General features: G+C 66.1%; 17 protein-coding genes. 2 read left to right on the top strand and 15 right to left on the bottom strand.

What is annotated here, in order from left to right; all coding sequences use genetic code 11:
- Positions 1-14: 14 nt before the first annotated feature.
- Entirely contained in the window at positions 15-1,652 is a 1,638-nt protein-coding gene (locus V6M89_RS10965; RefSeq protein WP_332853220.1) for a TldD/PmbA family protein, read from the bottom strand.
- Between the two features lie 442 nt (positions 1,653-2,094).
- Between V6M89_RS10965 and V6M89_RS10960 the strand changes: the two genes are divergently transcribed.
- The gene (locus V6M89_RS10960; RefSeq protein WP_332853219.1) at positions 2,095-2,907 is read left to right on the top strand and encodes a class I SAM-dependent methyltransferase; all 813 of its coding nucleotides are present in this window, start codon (positions 2,095-2,097) and stop codon (positions 2,905-2,907) included.
- A 70-nt stretch (positions 2,908-2,977) separates the two neighbouring features.
- Here V6M89_RS10960 and V6M89_RS10955 read toward each other — a convergent pair whose 3' ends face one another.
- The 14 genes from V6M89_RS10955 to V6M89_RS10890 all read right to left on the bottom strand — a co-directional run bounded on the left by V6M89_RS10955 (position 2,978) and on the right by V6M89_RS10890 (position 18,596).
- Positions 2,978-4,462: a methyl-accepting chemotaxis protein gene (locus tag V6M89_RS10955; protein WP_332853218.1), complete on the bottom strand. Its 1,485-nt coding sequence runs from the start codon at positions 4,460-4,462 to the stop codon at positions 2,978-2,980.
- 97 nt (positions 4,463-4,559) lie between these two features.
- On the bottom strand, positions 4,560-6,083 hold the full coding sequence (locus V6M89_RS10950) for a methyl-accepting chemotaxis protein (protein ID WP_332853217.1): 1,524 nt from the start codon (positions 6,081-6,083) through the stop codon (positions 4,560-4,562).
- 82 nt (positions 6,084-6,165) lie between these two features.
- The gene (locus tag V6M89_RS10945; RefSeq protein ID WP_332853216.1) at positions 6,166-7,860 is read right to left on the bottom strand and encodes a methyl-accepting chemotaxis protein; all 1,695 of its coding nucleotides are present in this window, start codon (positions 7,858-7,860) and stop codon (positions 6,166-6,168) included.
- A 22-nt stretch (positions 7,861-7,882) separates the two neighbouring features.
- Positions 7,883-8,407 (bottom strand): chemotaxis protein CheW, encoded by a 525-nt coding sequence (locus V6M89_RS10940; RefSeq protein ID WP_332853215.1) that lies wholly within the window; start codon positions 8,405-8,407, stop codon positions 7,883-7,885.
- Between the two features lie 11 nt (positions 8,408-8,418).
- Positions 8,419-10,104 (bottom strand): HAMP domain-containing methyl-accepting chemotaxis protein, encoded by a 1,686-nt coding sequence (locus V6M89_RS10935; protein ID WP_332853214.1) that lies wholly within the window; start codon positions 10,102-10,104, stop codon positions 8,419-8,421.
- Positions 10,105-10,144: 40 nt separating this feature from the next.
- Positions 10,145-11,413, bottom strand: coding sequence for an EAL domain-containing response regulator (locus tag V6M89_RS10930; RefSeq protein ID WP_332853213.1), 1,269 nt, complete (start codon positions 11,411-11,413; stop codon positions 10,145-10,147).
- 11 nt (positions 11,414-11,424) lie between these two features.
- Positions 11,425-12,498 carry a protein-glutamate methylesterase/protein-glutamine glutaminase gene (locus V6M89_RS10925; RefSeq protein WP_332853212.1) on the bottom strand — a complete coding sequence of 358 codons (1,074 nt, stop codon included), beginning with the start codon at positions 12,496-12,498 and terminating at the stop codon, positions 11,425-11,427.
- Entirely contained in the window at positions 12,495-13,013 is a 519-nt protein-coding gene (locus tag V6M89_RS10920; RefSeq protein ID WP_332853211.1) for a chemotaxis protein CheD, read from the bottom strand. The genes V6M89_RS10925 and V6M89_RS10920 overlap by 4 nt, the downstream gene beginning before the upstream one ends.
- A gap of 14 nt (positions 13,014-13,027) precedes the next feature.
- Positions 13,028-13,834 (bottom strand): CheR family methyltransferase, encoded by an 807-nt coding sequence (locus tag V6M89_RS10915; protein WP_332853210.1) that lies wholly within the window; start codon positions 13,832-13,834, stop codon positions 13,028-13,030.
- Positions 13,835-13,847: 13 nt separating this feature from the next.
- Complete coding sequence (locus V6M89_RS10910) at positions 13,848-14,420, bottom strand: chemotaxis protein CheW (RefSeq protein ID WP_332853209.1); 573 nt, start codon at positions 14,418-14,420, stop codon at positions 13,848-13,850.
- 28 nt (positions 14,421-14,448) lie between these two features.
- Entirely contained in the window at positions 14,449-16,632 is a 2,184-nt protein-coding gene (locus V6M89_RS10905; RefSeq protein WP_332853208.1) for a chemotaxis protein CheA, read from the bottom strand.
- 38 nt (positions 16,633-16,670) lie between these two features.
- On the bottom strand, positions 16,671-16,979 hold the full coding sequence (locus V6M89_RS10900; protein ID WP_332853207.1) for an STAS domain-containing protein: 309 nt from the start codon (positions 16,977-16,979) through the stop codon (positions 16,671-16,673).
- 15 nt (positions 16,980-16,994) lie between these two features.
- Entirely contained in the window at positions 16,995-17,363 is a 369-nt protein-coding gene (locus V6M89_RS10895; protein ID WP_116993658.1) for a response regulator, read from the bottom strand.
- Between the two features lie 45 nt (positions 17,364-17,408).
- On the bottom strand, positions 17,409-18,596 hold the full coding sequence (locus V6M89_RS10890) for a methyl-accepting chemotaxis protein (RefSeq protein ID WP_332853206.1): 1,188 nt from the start codon (positions 18,594-18,596) through the stop codon (positions 17,409-17,411).
- Between the two features lie 277 nt (positions 18,597-18,873).
- Here V6M89_RS10890 and V6M89_RS10885 point away from each other — a divergent pair.
- Positions 18,874-20,293, top strand: a 1,420-nt coding sequence (locus tag V6M89_RS10885) for a flagellar hook-length control protein FliK (RefSeq protein ID WP_332853205.1), incomplete at its 3' end; no start/stop codon positions are given.

The following is a 20,293-nucleotide window of genomic DNA, read 5'->3' as shown; positions in this document are numbered from 1 at the left end:
GTGGTCTCCAGGGCTTAGCCGATTTTGCGTGCGGTGTTGATGACGTTGATGCCGTTGAAGCGCGCCGTGCTGGAGCCATGCGACACCACCGACACCTGCGAAGGCTGGCCTTTACCGTCAAAGAAGGAACCGCCCATGCGCCAATCGCGCTCGTCGCACAGACCGGCGCAGGCATTCCAGAACTCCTGGGTGTTCGATTGATAGGCCACGTCCTCCAGCATCTCGCCGATCTTGCCGTTCTTGATTTCGTAGAACAGCTGGCCGCCGAACTGGAAGTTGTAGCGCTGCTGGTCGATCGAGAAGGAACCGTCGCCGACGATGTAGATGCCCTTCTTGACGTCCTTGACCATTTCGTCCGGGGTCATCTTCTTTTTACCGGCTTGCAGCGAGACGTTGGGCATGCGCTGGAACTGCACGCTGCTCCAGTTGTCCGCATACGAGCAGCCGTGCGATTCCTTCTCGCCGATGATGTGGGCCTGGTCGCGGGTGGCCTGGTAGTTGACCAGGATGCCGTCCTTGATGATGTCCCAGCGCTTGCACTTGACGCCTTCGTCGTCGTAGCCGACGTTGGCCAGCGAACCCGGGGTGGTCTTGTCGGCGACGATGTTGACCATGTCCGAGCCGTACTTGAACTTCTTGGACTGCCATTTGTCGAGCGTGGCGAAGCTGGTGCCGGCGTAGTTGGCCTCATAGCCCAGCACGCGATCGAGCTCGGTCGGGTGGCCGACCGATTCGTGGATGGTCAGCCACATGTGTTCCGGCGACAGCACCAGGTCGTACTTGCCCGGCTCGACCGACTTGGCGGTCAGCTTCTGCTTGGCCTGCTTGCCGGCCGCGCGCGCATCCTCGATCAAATCGTAGGACTTGGTGTACAGCGTGGTCACGCCGCCGGCCGCCTTGATCTTGTGTTCGGGACGCGCGTCCAGGTATTCGTAGCCCATGCCGACCGGCGACGACAGGCCCTGGCGCGAACGGAACTTGTTGGTCTTCTGGTCGACGGCGGTGGCGAACACCGGCATCCACAGGCGATGCACGTCCTGGTCGATATAGGAGCCGTCGGTGGAGGCGAAGTACTTCTGCTGGTTGACCTGGAACAGCAGCGACTGCATGAAGCTGGCGCCGCCCTCCATGCCGGCCTTGTTGGCGGCGATCAGCAGCTCGGCCTTGTCCTTGATGGCGACGGTGCGCCAGTCCTTGACGATGGGCGTGGCCCACGACACTTCGCCGACGCCCTTGACCGGCGCCAGGATGACCGGCTCGGTCTGCAGCTTGGCGTTGGCCTTGGCGATGGCGACCGCCTGGCGCGCGGCGGCGGCGACGCCGTCCGGGCTCATGTCGTTGGTAGCGGCAAAGCCGTAGGCGCCGCCGGCGATCACGCGCACGCCGACCCCGGCCGATTCCGTGTTGACCACGTTCTCGACGTTCAGGTCGCGGGTGGTGATGAACTGGTTCAGGTAGCGGCCCACACGCACGTCGCAGTAGGAGGCGCCGGCCTGGGTCGCCGCGGTCATCGCGGTATCGGCCAGCATTTTCTTGAATTGCAGGGCGACTGGCTTGAGCAGCTCTTCCGCCGCGATTGCACGGCCGAAGGCGGGCAGCAGCATCGTGCCCAGGGCCAGACTACTAACATTGAGGAATGCACGTCGTTCCATCGTATCTCCAAAAACGTAACAGCAAGGATTAGATTGCGGGCCGGTCGCCCGGGGTTCTGCTTTTTATTTGCTTTTCTAGCTGGAACTACTTCGTTACCACTCGTTGCTTTGCACTACACCTGAATATCCGCCGCCGTTTCCGCCGGTTTTGCAATATTAGCGCCGGATTAAGGAAGGAGATAGGCAAAATGCGTGCCACGGGTATTCATGTTGCAAGTTGGTGCGGCGGGCAGGAGATTCAGACCTGAAGTGTCCGCCTATCTGTCCGCTCGACTGTCCGCCAGTGTCCGAAAGTGTCCGCCCGGTGTCCGCCGGGACGGGCCGTCACGGCTGGGCGGAGCGCCGTCCCAATTCGCTTGACCTTATGGCAAGCCTGGACCATGATCGCGCAGGGCGAGCGGTTGCGCATCGTCCAAACAAACGAACCCTCAGGAGACTTTGCATGAAACGAACCGTACTTGCCGTCCTGGCCACCACCATGTTGATCGCCGGCGGCGCCTACGCCGCCGAAGATGCGGCGCTGAAGGCCGCCATCGCCGCGCCGTCGCGCACCCCGGCCAACGTGGAGCGCGACGTCTATCGCCATCCGTATGAAACGCTGAACTTCTTCGGCATCAAGCCGACCATGACGGTGGTCGAGCTGTCGCCGGGCGGCGGCTGGTACACCGAGATCCTGGCGCCCTACCTGCGCGACCACGGCAAGCTGATCGCCGCCGGCAACGACCTGGCCGCGCCCGACGCCAACGAGCGCAAGGCCGCCGAGCGCTTCATGGCGCGCCTGAACGCCAAGCCGGAGGTGTACAACAAGGTGGCGCTGGGCGTGTTCTCGCCGCCGCGCAAGTACGAGTTCGCGCCGGCCGGCAGCGTCGACATGGTGCTGACCTTCCGCAATATCCACAACTGGACGGAAGACGGCCCGGACAACATGAAAGCGCTGATCGGCAGCGTCTACACCAGCCTGAAGAAAGGCGGCGTGTTCGGCGTGGTCGAGCACCGCCTGCCGGCCTCCAAGGCGGAGGGCAAGGAGGCCAGCGCCGGCTATGTGCACGAGAAGTATGTGATCGGCCTGGCCGAAGCGGCCGGCTTCAAGCTGGCGGACAAGTCGGAAGTCAACGCCAATCCCAAGGACAAGGCCGAGCACAAAGGCGGCGTCTGGGCGCTGCCGCCGACCTACGCCAACAAGGACGAAGACCGCGCCATGTACAAGGCCATCGGCGAGAGCGACCGCATGACGCTGAAGTTCGTCAAGCCTTAACCCCCAACCGGCGCGCCGCCGCCGGGGTCAGACCCCGTACGGGGTCTGACCCCTCTTCGGTCCTGCGGGGTTAGAAGCGCGTGAACTTGGTCTCGTCCGGCGCGCCGTCGGCCACCAGATCGAGTTTGCGCGCCGGGCGCGCGGACTTGACGCCGCCGGTCTTCAACACCACCGGCCGGCGCGCCGCTCCGGCGCGCGGCGCCTCCTCAGCCGCATACTGTTTGAACACCGCCATCAGCCGGGTCAGTTGCTCGGCCTGCGCGCTCATCTCTTCCGACGTCGCCGCCAGTTCCTCCGAGCTGGCCGCGTTGACCTGGGTGGTCTGGCTGAGCTGACCCACCGCGCTGTTAATCTGCCGCACGCCCGAGCTCTGCTCTTCCGACGCCGCCGAAATCTCCTGCACCAAATCCGACGTCTTGCGGATGTTCGGCACCAGCGCATCGAACATATGGCCGGCCTGCTCGGCCAGCTCCACGCTGTCCGACGCCACCTTGCTGATTTCCTGCGCCGCCACCTGGCTGCGCTCGGCCAGCTTGCGCACCTCGGCCGCCACCACCGCGAAGCCCTTGCCGTGCTCGTGCGCGCGCGCCGCCTCGATCGCCGCGTTCAGCGCCAGCAGGTTGGTTTGATAGGCGATGTCGTCGATGATGCCGATCTTGCTGGCGATCTGCTTCATCGCCGCCGCCGTGGCCTTGACCACTTCGGCGCCGCGCGCCGCATCCACCGCCGCCTGGGTGGCGATGCCGTCGGTGATCTTGGCGTTTTCCGTATTCTGCGCGATCGACGCCGTCATCTGCTCGATCGAGGCGCTGGTCTCCTCCACGCCCGCCGCTTGCTCGCTGGCCGCCTGCGACAGCGACTGCGCGGTCGAGCTGACTTCCTCGGAGGCGCCGGCCAGGCTGCCCACCACCGACTGCACTTCGCGCACGATGCCCGACAGGCTGCGCGCCAGCCACACCGCCAGCACACAACCGAGCACCGCGATCACAATGTCGATACCCAGGATCAGCTTCTTGGCGGAGTCGGTCACTTCCGTCATGGCAGCCGATTCGCCCTTGGTTTCGCTGTCGTTCACTTTGAGCAGCTTGCGGAAAGCTGAGGAGATAGCCTCGTCGGCGCCCTTGATGGCCTTGTCCATCTCCTGCGGCGTCATACCCTTTTCGTGCATCGCTTCCAGCTGGATCATGCTCTCGCCGTAGCTGCGGGTTGCCGTCGAAATTTCGGCGAGCAAGGCCTGCTCCTCCGGCGTCACGCTACCCACGGCCTTGTAGTCGGTCATCTCCTTGTCGATAACCGCCAGATCGGCGCGGAATTTGCTGTTGTTTTCGCCGCCGCGCAGGATATAGTTCTTGAAATGATGAACCGCCTGGCCATGGGCGGTAACGCCTTCCAGCACGGCGTTCTTGCGCACCAGGGTGATGGTCTCGAAGTCGCTCCAGTGTTCATGCAGCGAACTCAGCTTGGCGAAGGCTACCCCCCCCAGCAAGATCACCAGCAGCACGATGCCGCCAAAGCCGGCATGCAGCCGGGTCTCCATCTTCATTTGCTTGAACATAAGCGAATTCTCCAGTCGGCAACACGGTCACAATTCATTGTGAACCAATCTGCCGCCGCAAATCTCACCAATACTCACCTGTGGCGTACACCCCACGTCAGTAGCGGCCTGCTCCGGCCAGCTTGAAGAAGGACATCGCCTGCTGCAGCTGTTCAGCCTGCCCGCTCATCTCTTCGGCGGTGGCGGCCAGTTGCTCGGAACTGGAGGCGTTCTGCTGCGTGGTCTGGCTCAGCTGTGTGACGGCCGAATTGATCTGGCCGACGCCGGCCGACTGTTCCTCCGACGCCGCCGTGATCTCCTGCACCAGGTTGGAGGTGCGGCGGATGTTCGGCACCATTGCATCGAGCAAGCCGCCGGCCTTTTCCGCCAGCTGCACGCTGCTCGACGCCACCTGTTCGATTTCCTGCGCCGCCACCTGGCTGCGCTCGGCCAGCTTGCGCACCTCGGCCGCCACCACCGCGAAGCCCTTGCCGTGCTCGCCGGCGCGCGCCGCTTCGATCGCCGCGTTCAGCGCCAGCAGGTTGGTCTGGTAGGCGATGTCGTCGATGATATGGATTTTCTTGGCGATCTGCTGCATCGCCGCCACCGTCGACTTGACCGCCTCGCCGCCCTCGGTCGCCTCCGCCGCCGCCTTGCTGGCGATGCCGTCGGTGACCTTGGCGTTTTCCGTGTTCTGCGAAATCGACGCCGTCATCTGCTCCACCGAGGCGCTGGTCTGCTCGGTGCCGGCGGCCTGCTCGCTGGCCGCCTGCGACAGCGATTGCGCCGTCGCGCTGACTTCCTCGGAAGCGCTGGCCAGCGCCTCGGCGCCGGTGTTCACTTCCTGCACCACCTGCGACAGTTTGTCTATCATGACCTTCATCGCCGCCAGCAGGCTGCTGCGGTCGTTGGCGCGCAGCTGCACCACCACGCTCAGATCGCCCTCGGACACGGCGCGCACCACGTCGACCGCGTAGGCCGGCTCGCCGCCCAGCTGGCGCATCAGCCCGCGCACGATCAGGAAGGCCAGCAGCGAGGCCAGCACGGCCGCCACGACGCCGGTGGTGATCAACTGCTGGCGCGCGCTCTCGTACTGCTCGTCGGTTTCCTTGTCGGCCACCGCCATCGCCTCGGCCTGGTAGTCGTTCATGGCGTCGAGCGCGCCGAAATACGCGCTCTGCACCGGCCGCAGCTTTTCGATCAGGATGGGGGCGGCTTCGTCGCGTTTGCCGGCGCGCACCAGGGCGATGAAGTCGGCGCGCACCGCCAGGTACTGGCTCTCGGCCGCCAGCGTCTTGGCCAGCAGGTCCTTGCCCTTCTGGTTGCGCACGATGTCCTTGAGTTTTTTGACGTTTTCACCGATGCGCCCGTCCGCGGTGGTGATGCGCTCCAGCTCCGCGTTGATCGTCTTGGGGTCGGTGAAGATGATGGCGTTGCGCAGCGAGCGCGCGATCAGGTTGACGTCGCCGATCCACTTATAGGTCAGCACGACCTTGGGATAGCGGTCCTGGATGACGACGTTATTCAGGTCGTTGATCGCACCCAGCTTGGAGATACCCAGCATGATGCCGCCTATCAGCAGCACGACAATGAAACCGAAGGACAAACCCAGATACGTGCTGATTTTCAGTTGGCGCAACATGATGCCTCCCCAGGTCTTGATATGAAGTTGATCACAACAATCCGGCGGCGCCTGTCCCGGCGCCTTGCCGGCCCTGCTTCGCTTAGAATTTGACGAAATGCGATTCGTCCGGTTCGCTCATTTCCGTCATGCGGCGGCTGCCTGCCATGTCGCCGGCCGGACGCGGCTTCGGCTTGCCCGTCTGGCGCGGCGGGCGCGCCGCCACCACCGTGCGCATCGGCCGCGACACCCCGGCCAGCTTGAAGAAGGACATGGTCTGCTGCAGCTGTTCGGCCTGGCCGCTCATCTCTTCGGCGGTGGCGGCCAGTTCCTCGGAGCTGGAGGCGTTCTGCTGCGTGGTCTGGCTCAGCTGCGTGACGGCCGAGTTGATCTGGCCGACGCCGGCCGACTGTTCCTCCGACGCCGCCGTGATCTCCTGCACCAGGTCGGAGGTGCGGCGGATATTCGGCACCATGGAATCGAGCAGGCTGCCGGCCTTTTCCGCCAGCTGCACGCTGCTCGACGCCACCTGTTCGATCTCCTGCGCCGCCACCTGGCTGCGCTCGGCCAGCTTGCGCACCTCGGCCGCCACCACCGCAAAGCCCTTGCCGTGCTCGCCCGCGCGCGCCGCCTCGATCGCCGCGTTCAGCGCCAGCAAATTGGTCTGGTAGGCGATATCGTCGATGATGCTGATCTTCTTGGCGATCTGCCGCATCGCCGCCACCGTCGACTTGACCGCCTCGCCGCCCTCGGCCGCCTCAAGCGCCGCCTTGCTGGCCATGCCGTCGGTGACCTTGGCGTTCTCCGTGTTCTGCGAAATCGACGCCGTCATCTGCTCCACCGAGGCGCTGGTTTCTTCCGTGCCGGCGGCCTGCTCGCTGGCCGCCTGCGACAGCGATTGCGCGGTCGCGCTCACTTCCTCGGAGGCGCTGGCCAGCGCCTCGGCGCCGTTGTTCACTTCCTGCACCACCTGCGACAGCTTGGCTATCATGCCCTTCATCGCCGCCAGCAGGCTGGTGCTGTCGCCGGGCTTGAGCGCGACGTCGGCGCTGAGATCGCCGTCCGCCACCTGGCGCACGATCTCGGCCGCATACGACGGATCGCCGCCCAGCTGTTTGAGGATGCCGTTCAGGATCAGCATACCCAGCGCCACCAGCAGCGCCAACGCCACGCCGGAAGCCACGTACATGCTCCTCGACGCGCTGGCCGACGCCGCGTCGGCCTCGGTCACGGCGTCGTCGCCGTACTTGACGTTCATCGCCACCAGTTTGTCCAGGCTCTCCTCGACCGCGCGGAAAGCCGGTCGGTTGTCGGTCAGATTGCGGTGCAGCGCAACGAACAAGTCCTTGCGCTTGGCCGTATCGGCGCCGATGATCTGCTTCAGCAGCTCGCCGAACTCCGCGTCCTTCTGCTTCCAGCCATCCCACTGCTTGACAAAGATCTTCCACAGCGCCGCCTCCTCGCTGCTCTGCGGCAAGGGGTCGTAAATCTTCCAGGCCTTGTCGATCTCGGCGAAGATCTCGCCGCGGCGCTTGATCTGCTGAGCGATTTCCGCCGTGTCCTCCGGCGACATCGCAACCACGTCGGCGCCGCGGTTGGCCGAACGGATCGCGGTCTTGCCTTCGTTGATGGCCATCAGCGCCTGCACCGACGGCAGGCGGTTCTTGCCGATCTCCGCCAACATCTCGCTTTCTTTCTTCAAGCCCTGGAAAGCGATCACCATCACCAGCAACAGCGCCAGAACGGCGACAGCGATCAGCGTCAGGATCTTGGTCCTGACTGTTATGGAGGAAAACATGCGCAGCTCCCGGTTGTATGCGTTATGAAGTTTGCGGCAAAGCGCCGCCTGCCGCCAGCGCGGCCAGTTCGCTGGCCGCCACCACGTGTTGCACGTTCAGCAGCAGCACGAAGCGCCCCTGCACCTTGCCTATCCCCTGCAGCATTTCGGCCCGCACCTGGGCGCCGAAACTGGGCGCCGGCTCGACGTCGGCCGGCGGAATATCGAGCACCGCGTTGACCGCGTCGACCAGGATGCCGATCACGAACGCGCCCTCGTCGCTGTCGACTTCGACCACGATGATGCAGGTGCGCTTGCCGATCGGCGACGGCTCGCGCTCCAGCCGGCGCGCCAGGTCCAGCACCGGCACGGCGGTGCCGCGCAGGTTGATCACGCCGCTGATACAGGCCGGCATCTGCGGCACCGGCGTGACGCCGGCGTATTCAAGGATTTCGCGCACCGCCAGGATGCCGATCGCGAACATGTCCTGGCCCAGCATGAAACTGAGGTACTGCGCAGGGCCGCCGGCGGCCAACTGCCTGGTTTCGGATACAGTCAGGGTATTCATCGCTGCCTCGCTCAGAATTTAACAAAATGCGATTCGTCCGGCTCCCGCATTTCCGCCATGCGGCGGCTGCCGGCCATGTCGCCGGCCGGACGCGGCTTCGGCTTGCCCGCCTGGCGCGCCACCGTCACCGTGCGGATCGGCCGCGACTCACCGGCCAGCTTGAAGAAGGACATCGCCTGCTGCAGCTGTTCGGCCTGGCCGCTCATCTCTTCGGCGGTGGCGGCCAGCTGCTCGGAACTGGAGGCGTTCTGCTGCGTGGTCTGGCTCAGCTGCGTGACGGCCGAGTTGATCTGGCCGACCCCGGCCGACTGCTCCTCCGACGCCGCCGTGATCTCCTGCACCAGGTTGGAGGTGCGGCGGATATTCGGCACCATCTCGCTCAGCAGGCGGCCTGCCTTCTCCGCCAGCTGCACGCTGCTCGACGCCACCTGTTCGATTTCCTGCGCCGCCACCTGGCTGCGCTCGGCCAGCTTGCGCACCTCGGCCGCCACCACCGCGAAGCCCTTGCCGTGCTCGCCGGCGCGCGCCGCCTCGATCGCCGCGTTCAGCGCCAGCAGGTTGGTCTGGTAGGCGATGTCGTCGATGATGCCGATCTTCTTGGCGATCTGGCGCATCGCCGCCACCGTCGATTCGACCGCCTCGCCGCCCTCGGCCGCCTCCAGCGCGGCCTTGCTGGCGATGCCGTCGGTGACCTTGGCGTTCTCCGTGTTCTGCGAAATCGACGCCGTCATCTGCTCCACCGAGGCGCTGGTTTCTTCGGTGCCGGCGGCCTGCTCGCTGGCCGCCTGCGACAACGATTGCGCCGTCGCGCTCACTTCCTCGGAGGCGCTGGCCAACGATTCGGCGCCGCTGTTCACCTCCTGCACCACCTGCGACAACTTGGTTATCATGCCCTTCATCGCCGCCAGCAGGCTGGTGCTGTCGCCGGGCTTGAGCGCGACCTCGGTCCTGAGGTCGCCGTCCGCCACCAGGCGCACGATCTCGGCCGCATACGAGGGATCGCCGCCCAGCTGCTTCATGATGCCGTTCAAAATCAGCAGGCCGATCGCCACCAGCAGCGCCAGCGCCACGCCGGCGCTGGTGTACATCAGGCTGAGCGCGTGCGCGGACGCCTCGTCGGCCTGCTTGACGGCGGCGTCGCCGTAGCCGACATTCAGCGCCACCAGCTTGTTCAGGCTTTCCTCGGCGTCATGGAAGAAGGGACGGGCGTCCTTGACGGCGCCATGCAAGGCGACGAACAGCTCCTTGCGCTTGGCGGCGTCGGCCCGCACTATCTGGCCGGCCAGTTCGCTGATGCCGGCGTCGCGCGCCTTCCAGGCGTCCCACTGCTTGACGAAGGTCTTCCACAAGGCCGCCTCTTCGGCCTCCTGCGGCAGCGGCTCGTAGACCTTCCAGGCTTTATCGACATTGCCCCAGATTTCCTGCTTGCGCTTGATTTCGTGGGCGATGATATCCATCTCGTCCGGATAGGCGGCGATCGTATCCATGGAGCGGTTGGCCGAGCGCAGCGCCGTCTGGCCCTCGCTGACCGTTTGCAGCGCCTGCACCGAGGGCAGGCGGTTCTTGCCGATTTCCATCAGCATCGCGCCCTCCTGCTTCAGGCCCGCGAAGGCGATCAGCACCACCACCACCAGTGCCAGCACCGCCACCGCCAGCAGGATGAGGATCTTGGCCCTGACCGTTAAAGTAGACAACATAATGACTCCCTGAGACGACAACGATCGGATGTGTGAGGTACTACGGTTGTTCCGCCAGCGCGCGCAGGCGGCGCCGGTCCTGCCTGATCCAGCCCACCAGTTCCCCGGCCGGCATCGGCTTGGCCAGCAGGTAGCCCTGCGCCATGTCGCAGCCCAGTTCGCGCAGCAGCTTCCAGTCCGCCAGCGTTTCCACGCCCTCGGCCACGGTGGCCACGCCCAGGCTCTGGCCCAGGTCGAGCGCGCTTTTCAGCACCACGTGGCGGTTCGGCCATTGCGAGGCGCCGTGGACGAAGGCGCGGTCGATCTTCAGTTCGGTGAACGGGCAGCGGGCGAACTGCTGCATCGACGAATAGCCGATGCCGAAATCGTCCATCGCCAGGCCGAAGCCCATCAGCCGCAAGCGTCCCATATTGGTCAGCGCCTGCGACAGCTGGCGCATCACGCTGGTCTCGGTCACTTCCCACACCAGCGCCGACGGCGGCACGCCGGAGGCCATCACCAGCGCCGTCAGGCGGTCGATGAAGGCGCGTTCGGCCAGGTTGTCGGCCGACAGGTTGATCGACACCGTCAGCGACGGCAGGCCGTTCTGGGTCCATTCCAGCAAGCGGTCCAGCACCTGGCGCACCATGCCCAGCGTGAACTCCGCCATCAGCGGCGTGCCCTCCATCGTCTCGATGAAGTGCAGCGGCGACAGCAGGCCGCGGCCCGGATGCTGCCAGCGCGCCAGCGCCTCCAGGCCTTTCAGATGGCCGTTCTGGATGGTCACCTTGGGCTGGAAGTGCGCCAGGAATTCCTGGCGTTCGATGGCCTGCGCCAGCTCGTCCAGGCCGGGCAGGTCCGGCTGCGCGCAGGCCGGCCGCGGCACCGCCTTCTTGCCGGCGCGGTCGAGCAGCATCGCCAGCGCGTCCAGCTGCACCGGCTTGAGCAAGGTACCCAGCAAGTCCATGCAGGCGTCTTCGAAGTTCATGCTCTCGATGATCTCCAGCAGGCGCGGATCGCGCGCGCTGACCACGATCAGGTTTTGCGCCAGCTGCCGCTCGCGCAGCTGGCAGGTCAGCTCGATGCCGTCCATGCCCGGCATTTCCAGGTCGGTCAGCACCAGGAAGATCGCCTCGCCGCCCAGGCGCTCCAGCAGCTGCAAGGCTTCGTTGCCGTCGGCCGCCTCCAGCACTTCGCCGAATTCAAGCTGGCGCAGCAGGCCGGCCAGGTAGCCGCGCTGCACCACGCTGTCCTCCACCACCAGCACCCGCTGGCCGCTCCAGGCGCGCGGCGTCGCGGTCAGGCTGTCGGCGAGGGTCAGGGTGGGCATGATGGCGGCCATCAGTAGGACAGCTGTTGCAGGATTTCGCGGTAGATCGCGTTCAGCGGCAGCGACTTCTCGACGCCGCCGCGCTTGACCGCTTCCTTGGGCATGCCGTACACCACGCAGCTGGCCTCGTCCTGCGCCACCGTGCGGGCGCCGGCCTTGTGCATCTCCAGCATGCCGGCGGCGCCGTCGTCGCCCATGCCGGTCATGATCACGCCCAGCGCGTTGGCGCCGGCCGCGCGCGCGGTGGAGCGGAACAGCACGTCCACCGACGGCCGGTGGCGGTTGACCAGCGGGCCGTCCACCACCTCGACGAAATACTGGGCGCCGGTGCGGCGCAACAGCATGTGCTTGCCGCCCGGGGCGATCAGCACCATGCCTTGCAGCACGCGGTCGTTGTTGGCCGCCTCCTTGACGCGCACCTGGCACACGCTGTCGAGGCGGGCGGCGAAGGCGGCGGTGAATTTCTCCGGCATGTGCTGCACCACCACGATGCCGGGCGAGACCCGCGGCAGCGCCGTCAGCACCTCCTCCAGCGCCTGGGTGCCGCCGGTCGAGGTGCCGATCGCCACCACCCGCTCGGTGGTGGCGGTCATCGGCCGGAAGTCGGACGGCGGCAGCACCGCGTCCGCGTTCAGCTTGGCCGTCACCGGCGGCGGCGCCGGACGGTTGACCAGCTTGCCGACGCGGGCGCCGGCCGCGGCCCGCACCGCCGACACCAGCTCGTCGGCCGAATCGTGCAGGAACTGCTTCAGGTCCAGCCGCGGCTTGGTGATGATGGCCACCGCGCCGGCGGACAGCGCCTCGACCGAAGTCTGCGCGCCCTTCTCGGTCAAGGTCGAGCAGATCACCACCGGCGTCGGATGCTCGCTCATGATCTTGCGCAGGAAGGTGATGCCGTCCATCTTGGGCATCTCGACGTCGAGCACGATCACGTCCGGCCACTGCACCTTCATGCGCTCCATCGCCAGCAGCGGATTGGCCACCGCGTGGCCGACCACGATGCCGGGCGCCGCGTTCAGCAGGCTGCTCAGCACCTGCCGCACCACCGCCGAGTCATCGACGATCATGACATTGATTGCACTCATGCCTTCTCCTTGTCCGGCCCCGCAGTGCCGCCGGCCATAGCTTCCGGCGGCACCTGGCGGCTCAATACCTCGCCGCTGCGGATGGTGAAGATCAGTTGACGGTGTCCTTCGCCGAACAGGCTTTCGGACACCACGCGTATGCCATGCTGCTGCAGCAGCGTGCGGGCATAGTCGCCGTTCTGCATGCCGATGTCGCGCACCTTGACGCTGCGCGGGAACATGGCGGCGCCGCCGAAGATCTTGCCCTGGCACTGGATCAGCGGCACGCCGTGGCGCGCCATGCCGCGCAACAGCAGGTCCATGGCGTCGGCGCCATAGATGCCCGGCTTGTCGTGGCTTTTCTTGCGGCCGGTGCCCGGCAGCAGGAAGTGCGACATGGCGCCGATGCGCAGCGCCGGATGCCACAGCGTGACCGACACGCAGGACCCCAGCAGCGTGCGCACCCGATAGCGCTCGTCGCCGACGAAGTAATCGCCGGGCATCAGGAATATGTCGATGAGCTTTGAGTCGGGCATGGTCAGCGTCACGATCATGGCTTGCGGTAGATCGAAGGCGCCACCGCAACCAGGGTGTCGTTGATGTCGTTCAGCGTTTCCGAGTGGCCGATCAGGAAGTAGCCGCCCGGCCGCAGCTGCGCCAGCAAACGCGCCACCACCTGGCGCTTGGTGGCCAGGTTGAAGTAGATCATCACGTTGCGCAGGAAGATCACGTCGAAGCTGCCCAGCTTGGGCAGCGGCTCGTTCAGGTTCAGGTGGCGGAACTGCACCCGCTGGCGCAGCGCGCGCTCGATCAGCAGGGTGCCGGTCTCGCTGCCCTGGCCCTTGAGGCAAAAGCGCTTCAGGTAGGCGGCCGGCATCTGGCTGGCGCGCTCCATCGGGTAGTGGCCGCAGCGCGCGCGCTCCAGCACGCGGGTGCTGATGTCGGTGCCCAGCACTTCCCACGGCGCGTCGTCGAGCACGTCGGCCAGCACCATGGCGATGCTGTAGGCTTCCTCGCCGCTGGAGCTGGCGGCGCTCCAGACGCGCGGCGTCTGCCGCTTGTCGCGCGCCTCCAGCGCCAGCTCGCGCAGCAGCGCGAAGTGCTTGGGTTCGCGGAAGAAATAGGTCTCGTTGGTGGTCAGCAGGTCGACCGCCACCTGCAGCTCGGCCGGCTGGGCGCGGCTCTCGAGCAGGCGCAGGTAGTCGCCGTAAGTCTCCAGCTGGTAGTGCGCCAGGCGCTTGGCCAGGCGCCCGCTGACCAGCGCCTGCTTGCCGTTGGCCATGCAGATCCCCGCCGCCTCGTAGATGAAGCGCTGAAACTGTAAGAACTCGCGCTCGGTGATGGTGACGGCAGGCATGGGGGCCGCCGGCTCAGCAGTGGTGCATGGCGACGGTGCCACGCGCCATCTCGACGATTTCCTCGCTCGACAGCACATGCTCGATGTCGAGCAGGATCACGAACTTGCCGTTGTACTTGCCGATGCCGGCGATGAAGTCGGGGCGGATGCGGGTGCCGAAGGACGGCGCCGGCTCGATGTCGCCGGCGGCGATTTCCACCACCGCGTTGACGGCGTCGACCAGCATGCCCAGCACCTGCTTGTTGTCGCCGGCGCCGCCGTCGACCTCGACGATGACGATGCAGCTGCGCTTGCCGATCACGCTGGGGCCGCGATCGAAGCGCGCCGACAGGTCCATCACCGGCACCACCGCGCCGCGCAGGTTGATCACGCCGCGCACGCAGGGCGGCATCATCGGCACCGTGGCCAGCGCGCCGTACTCGATGATCTCCTTGATGTGCAGGATGCCGACCGCGTACGGGTCCTCGCCCAGCATGAAGGTCAGGAACTGGCTGGGCAGGGCGGCGCCGCTTTGCAGCGCGACGATGGCACTGCTGCCATAGGTGACCACCTTGTTGACTACTGCTTCGTTCGCTGCTGTATTCATCTCATCCTCTTCACAATTGGGCGCTCGACTAAGCCGCCAGCGCCACGGCGGCGCCCTTGCCGCTGACGGTGTGCATCAATGCCGACACGTCCAGGATCAGCGCCACTTCGCCGCTGCCCAGGATGGTGGAGCCGCTGATGCATTTGACTTCGCTGAACATCGGGCTGAGCGGCTTGATGACGGTCTGGAACTCGCCCAGCAGGGTATCGACCACCAGCCCGGCGCGGTGGTTGCCCAGCTTGAGCACGACGATGCTCTCGCGCCGCGTCGAGGCGCCGCCGATGCGGAACAGCTCGCGCAGCCGGACAAACGGCAGCACCTGGCCGCGCAGGTTGCAATAGTCCTGGCCCGGCTCGGTGGCGTACTCGATGCACTCCTCGATCATGTCGAGCGGGATCACGAACACCGAGCCGCCCACCTGCACCAGGAAGCCGTCGATGATCGCCAGGGTCAGCGGCAGGCGCACCGTGACGGTGGTGCCGGCGCCCTCCTTGCTGGAGACGTCGACGCTGCCCCGCAGCGCCGTGATGTTGCGCTTGACCACGTCCATGCCGACCCCGCGCCCGGACAGGTTGGTGATTTTTTCCGCGGTCGAGAAGCCGGCCTCGAAGATCAGGTTGTAGATCTCGCTGTCGGTCAGCTTGCGGTCGGCGTCCACCAGGCCGCGCTCGACCGCCTTGGCCAGGATCTTCTCCTTGCGCAGGCCGCCGCCGTCGTCGCTCACTTCGATGACGATGCTGCCCGATTCATGGAAGGCGTTGAGCTTGATCATGCCCTTGGCCGGCTTGCCGTTGGCCACCCGCACGTCGCCCGGCTCGATGCCGTGGTCCATGGCGTTGCGCACCAGGTGCATCAGCGGATCGCCGATCTTCTCCACCACGGTCTTGTCCAGCTCGGAATCCTCGCCGTCGACGATCAGGCCGATGTCCTTGCCCAGCTCGCGGGCGACGTCGTGCACCACGCGCTGGAAGCGGTTGAAGGTGGCGCCTATCTTGACCATGCGCAGTTCCAGCGCGGCGTCGCGCACCTCCTCCACCAGGCCGGACAGGGTCGAGGTGCATTCCTGCAGCTCGGTGTTCTGGATGTGCTGGCCGATCATATTGGCGCGCGCGCCGGCGATGATCAGCTCGCCCACCAGGTCGATCAGGCGGTCGAGCTTGTCGGAATCGACGCGGATCGAGCGGCTCTCCTGCGCCTTCTGTTCGCTGACCTGCTTCTGCTTGGCCAGCGCGGCCTCGACCACCACCGGCGGCACGCTGCCGGCGCCGACCAGGATGCTGCCCAGCTGCTGCGGCGTGACCTCGTCCAGCGAATTGGCGGGATGGGACTGCTGGTGCAGCGCGCCCTCCAGCTCGTGCGAGGTGACGCTGCCGCAGCGCACCAGGATCTCGCCCAGGCGCGCGGCCTGCTCCGGCAGGGCGCGGATCAGGTCGACGTAGTGCGACACCTTGCTGTGCGGCGGAATGATGCGGATCTCGCAGTCGTCCTGCACGAACTCGAACACGCCGGCGATGGCTTCGCGGTCGGCCGTGCTGTCGAAGGCGATCTCGAAGCCCAGGTAGCACAGCTCGGCGTCCATGTCCTCGGCGCCGGGCAGCGCGTCCGGCACGGTGGCGATGCCGACGATCTTGCCGAGCTTGGCCAGGTAGCGCAGAAAGGCGATCGGGTCCATGCCGTTCTGCAGCACGCCGCGGCCGAAGCGCAGCGAGATATGCCAGTAGTCGCTGTCGCCCCGCTCCTGGTCGATGCGCTCGACGCCCGGCTCGGCGTGCACCGCCAGCGACGCCTCCGCCGCCTCGGCCTGGGCTTCGGCGGCGCCGCCGGCCATGTGGCGGCGCAGCTGCTGCAGCAGCATCTCGCCTTCCGGCGCGGTGTCGGGATCGGCCTCCAGCTGGCCGGCGGCCAGCGCGTCGGTCATGCCGGACAGGTAGTCGCAACAGGACAGCAGCAGCACGATCATTTCATCGTTGAGCGTCACGCGGCCGTCGCGCACTTCGTCCAGCAGGCTCTCGACCACGTGGGTGAAGGCGACGATGTGGTCCAGGCTGAACAACCCGGCCGAGCCCTTGATGGTGTGGGCCGCCCGGAAGATGGCGTTGATCGCCTCGCCCTGGTCGCCGGCGATGTCGACGTTGAGCAGCGCGTTCTCCATGTCTTCCAGCAGCTCGCGGCTTTCGGTGATGAAGGTCTGTAGTGCTTCGTCCAGGTTCATGGTCATGCCCTCGGAACAAAAAGAAACAGATGAAGGAATCAGGCGTGTATCAGCAGGGCGTCGCCGAAGAAGGCGCCCAGGTCCAGCATTTCCAGGATTTCCACCACCGCCGGGCTGTGCTTGACCAGGCGCAGTTCGCGCTGGTGGGCGTTGGCGGTCTGCTTGGCCAGCATCAGCACTTGCAGGCCGGCCGTGTCGAGTTCGGTGATGCCGGACAGGTCGATCTCCAGCACCTGCGTCTTGCGCAAGGCGTCCAGCACGGTCGCCTTGAGGTCGGCGGCGCGGTAGATCGTCATCTCGCCGTCGATGGCGATGCGGGCGACGGCTACTCCAGATTCATCGGACATGGCGTCCTCCGTGGGTTATGGCATGACGAGTTTGGCAACGGCGCCGAGCAGCACTTCCGGCTTGAACGGCTTGACCACCCAGGCCTTGGCGCCGGCCGCCTTGCCCTCTTCCTTCTTGCTCTCCTGCGACTCGGTGGTGAGCATGATCACCGGCGTGAATTTGTACAAGGGCAGCTGCTTGAATTCGCGCACGAAAGTGATGCCGTCCATATTCGGCATGTTGACGTCGCACACCACCAGATGGATTTTCTGGCCGGTGCATTTGGACAGCGCATCGACGCCGTCGCGTCCTTCGATGACATCGTAGCCGGCGCCCTTGAGCGCGATGCCGACCACTTGACGCAGGGAGGCCGAATCGTCGACCACCATGATGGTTTTAGCCATGTTCTCTACCTCGGTTAATCTTCAGAAAAAGCGTCAGAAAAAACGTCAGAAAAAGGTAATCTCGTCGGCGGCGGCCGCCACCGGCGCGGCGTGGCTGGAGCCGCCGTGCACCGCGTGTTCTTCCGCCATGGCGTAGGTCTTTTGCAGCTCGTGCAACAGCGGCTGGGCGTCCAGCGCCTCCAGCACCTGGTCGGCGACGTAGCGGTCGCGGTTCTCGCGCAGCAGCGCCGGCAACAGCTCCATGTTTTCGCGCACATGGGCCATCACCTGGCTGACCCGGTCCTGGAACTGCAGCTGCACCAGCGCCTCGCCCACCTCGCCCTGGATGCCGATGCTGCTCTCCTTGAGTTTGTCGGACGACTGCACCAGCGCGTCGGTCATCTGGCGGAAGTCGCCCAGCACCGATTCGATCATGCCTTCGGCCGACTGCATGGACTTGTCTTCCTGCTCGCTCGACTGCTCGGCCGCCTGGCTGGCGGCCAGGATGGCGCTGCTGATCAGGCCGACGCGGTTGGAAATGTTGCGGCCGGTCTCGGCCGAGCGGCTCGACAGGTTGCGCACTTCCTGCGCCACCACCGCGAAGCCGCGTCCGGCCGGGCCGGCGCGCGCCGCTTCGATGGCGGCGTTCAGCGCCAGCAGATTGGTTTGCGCGGCGATGCTGGCCACGCCTTCGGCCATGTCGCGCAGTTCGCGGGTGAAGCGTTCCAGGTCCTTGATCTTGGCCAGCATGGCGTGCTTGGACGACATGGCCGATTTCATCGACGTCACCACCGAGCCGAGCTGGGTTTCGCTGCGGGAGAAAATTTCGGTCATCGAGCTGCCGTCGCCCTTGCCGTCTTTGCCGCCGCCTTTGCCGCTATCATGGCTGGAGACGTGGACCGCGTCGTCGAGCTTGTCGACGATGCTGGAGAAGCGCCCGGCCAGGTCGGCCACGGCTTCTTCCATTTGAGTGCGGGAGTTTTCGATGTGGCGGCACCAGATCGGCAGCACGGCGTCGCCGAAGCGTTCGCGGGCGTCGAGGTAGTCCTCGATCATGGCCCGTTCGCCACCGCCCAGCGCCGATGCGGCGGCGCCGCGCACGCTCCATGCCGCGGCCGCCAGCAGCAGCGCCGACCATAAAACGGTGTACCAACCCCAGGCACTCCAACCGGCCAACATCGTCCCCAGGGCGCCCCCGCCGGCCAGGCCGAAGGGGAGCAGAATTTTACTGTCGAAGCCGCTAGTGTTCTTCACTGGACGCCACCCCGCTGTAGAGTCTCTCGGCATCTCGTTCGGTGGATGCCGTGAGTCCAACTGTATCTCAGAAACAAAGCCTGCGCCACAATGTAGATGGCGATTCAATTGTATCTGGTGTTTTACGCGACATCACTTCAAATAGCTTCCGAAGAGAAATAATTTAACGCTAAGATGTGGACTTGTGCGCCCGCGCCCTGAGGACCTGTTGCACCCGCGCAACCGCCCGCCGCAGCAGCATCCGCCGGGCGATTTACTATCATGCTGGAATCTGCCTATGCCCGCTTTGAATATCGACCGATCGCTGCCGTTGCTGGTGGTGGACGACAACCAGCAGATGCGCTCCGTGGTCAAAGGCATCCTGGCCGACCTGGGTTTCGTCAACGTCTACCTGGCCGGCAGCGGCGAGGAGGCCTGCCGCATCCTGGCCGAACGGCCGATCGCCGCCGTCATTTCCGATCTCGACATGCCGGGCATGAACGGCCTGCAGTTGCTGCAATGGGTGCGCAGCAATCTTTCCGACATCGAACTGCCTTTCATGCTGCTGCCGAGCGAAGCCAACCGCGACGGCTTGCGCGCGGCGGCCCAGGCCGGCGTGACCGATTGCCTGATCAAGCCCTTCACGCTGGCCACCTTCCACAGCAAGCTGCAGGCGATGTTCCAGTCGCGCGGCGACGCCGCCGACCGCCGCGCTGCGGTGCGCCGCGCCGCCCTGCCCGCCGCCGCCACGCTGGAGGCCGACACCCTGAAAACCGCCCAAGCCGGCGCCGACGCCAACGCCGCCGCCGATTTCAAGGCCGCCCTGACGAAAGCCGGCTCGACCGCTCAAACCGCCGCCGACGCGGCAGCTGCCGCAGCGGCAGCCGCCAAGGCCGCCACCGCCGCCAGCACCACGACCGCCGCCGTTGCCGCGAGCGCCGCCCCGGTCAAGCCGGTAGTGGCCGACAGCAAGCCGGTCAGCGCCATCCCGGACGGCCCGGTCATCGATACCCTGTCCGACACCACCGACGCCGCGCCGGCCGAAGCAGCCGAACCGGCGGCGCCGATCAAGGTCGGCCCCGGCATGGAACATCCGGACAACGTGGCGCGCGCCACGCCGCGCCAATCCGATCCGCTGCAACCTGTGTTCACCGGCAAGACCACGCAGCCGACCGAAGCGGCGCCGCTGCTGAAGGAAGCCGCCCCGGCCATCACCATCGCGCCGAGCGCGCAATCGGCGCTGGAAGCGGCCAAGACCGCCGTCAGCGCCGTGCCGACGGACAAGCTCAGCAGCCGTGTCGGCACCCAGGCCTGGGATCAGCAACTGGGCCAGAAGATCATCTTCATGGCCGCCGGCGGCGAGCAAAGCGCCACCATGGAATTGAATCCGCCCGACCTCGGCCCGCTGCAAGTGGTGCTGAGCATCAACAAGGACCAGGCCACCGCCGCCTTCAGCTCGGCCCAGCCGGAAGTGCGCCAGGCGCTGGAAGCGGCCATGCCCAAGCTGCGCGAAATGATGAGCGAAGCCGGCATCCAGCTGGGCAACGCCACCGTCTCGGCCGGCATGTCCAACCAGAACAACGGTTTTAACCAGCAGGCCAGCTCGGCGCACAGCGGCGGCGGCCAGCGCTCCGGCGCCAGCTTGGTCGGCGACAGCGGCGGCGGCAGCGAGGCGCCGCGCAGCGCCCCGCCGGCGCGCCGCGTGCCGGCCGGCGCGG

Source organism: Duganella sp. S19_KUP01_CR8, from assembly GCF_036688705.1.
Classification (GTDB): domain Bacteria; phylum Pseudomonadota; class Gammaproteobacteria; order Burkholderiales; family Burkholderiaceae_D; genus Rugamonas.
This window is presented reverse-complemented; position numbering and strand designations above follow the sequence as displayed.

Coding starts and splice junctions, on each gene's coding strand:
- V6M89_RS10910 (WP_332853209.1), bottom strand. CDS start 14,420: ATGAATACAGCAGCGAACGAAGCAGTAGTCAACAAGGTGGTCACCTAT.
- V6M89_RS10945 (WP_332853216.1), bottom strand. CDS start 7,860: ATGTTTTCCTCCATAACAGTCAGGACCAAGATCCTGACGCTGATCGCT.
- V6M89_RS10950 (WP_332853217.1), bottom strand. CDS start 6,083: ATGTTGCGCCAACTGAAAATCAGCACGTATCTGGGTTTGTCCTTCGGT.
- V6M89_RS10920 (WP_332853211.1), bottom strand. CDS start 13,013: ATGCCCGACTCAAAGCTCATCGACATATTCCTGATGCCCGGCGATTAC.
- V6M89_RS10895 (WP_116993658.1), bottom strand. CDS start 17,363: ATGGCTAAAACCATCATGGTGGTCGACGATTCGGCCTCCCTGCGTCAA.
- V6M89_RS10915 (WP_332853210.1), bottom strand. CDS start 13,834: ATGCCTGCCGTCACCATCACCGAGCGCGAGTTCTTACAGTTTCAGCGC.
- V6M89_RS10960 (WP_332853219.1), top strand. CDS start 2,095: ATGAAACGAACCGTACTTGCCGTCCTGGCCACCACCATGTTGATCGCC.
- V6M89_RS10930 (WP_332853213.1), bottom strand. CDS start 11,413: ATGCCCACCCTGACCCTCGCCGACAGCCTGACCGCGACGCCGCGCGCC.
- V6M89_RS10925 (WP_332853212.1), bottom strand. CDS start 12,498: ATGAGTGCAATCAATGTCATGATCGTCGATGACTCGGCGGTGGTGCGG.
- V6M89_RS10935 (WP_332853214.1), bottom strand. CDS start 10,104: ATGTTGTCTACTTTAACGGTCAGGGCCAAGATCCTCATCCTGCTGGCG.
- V6M89_RS10940 (WP_332853215.1), bottom strand. CDS start 8,407: ATGAATACCCTGACTGTATCCGAAACCAGGCAGTTGGCCGCCGGCGGC.
- V6M89_RS10905 (WP_332853208.1), bottom strand. CDS start 16,632: ATGAACCTGGACGAAGCACTACAGACCTTCATCACCGAAAGCCGCGAG.
- V6M89_RS10965 (WP_332853220.1), bottom strand. CDS start 1,652: ATGGAACGACGTGCATTCCTCAATGTTAGTAGTCTGGCCCTGGGCACG.
- V6M89_RS10900 (WP_332853207.1), bottom strand. CDS start 16,979: ATGTCCGATGAATCTGGAGTAGCCGTCGCCCGCATCGCCATCGACGGC.
- V6M89_RS10955 (WP_332853218.1), bottom strand. CDS start 4,462: ATGTTCAAGCAAATGAAGATGGAGACCCGGCTGCATGCCGGCTTTGGC.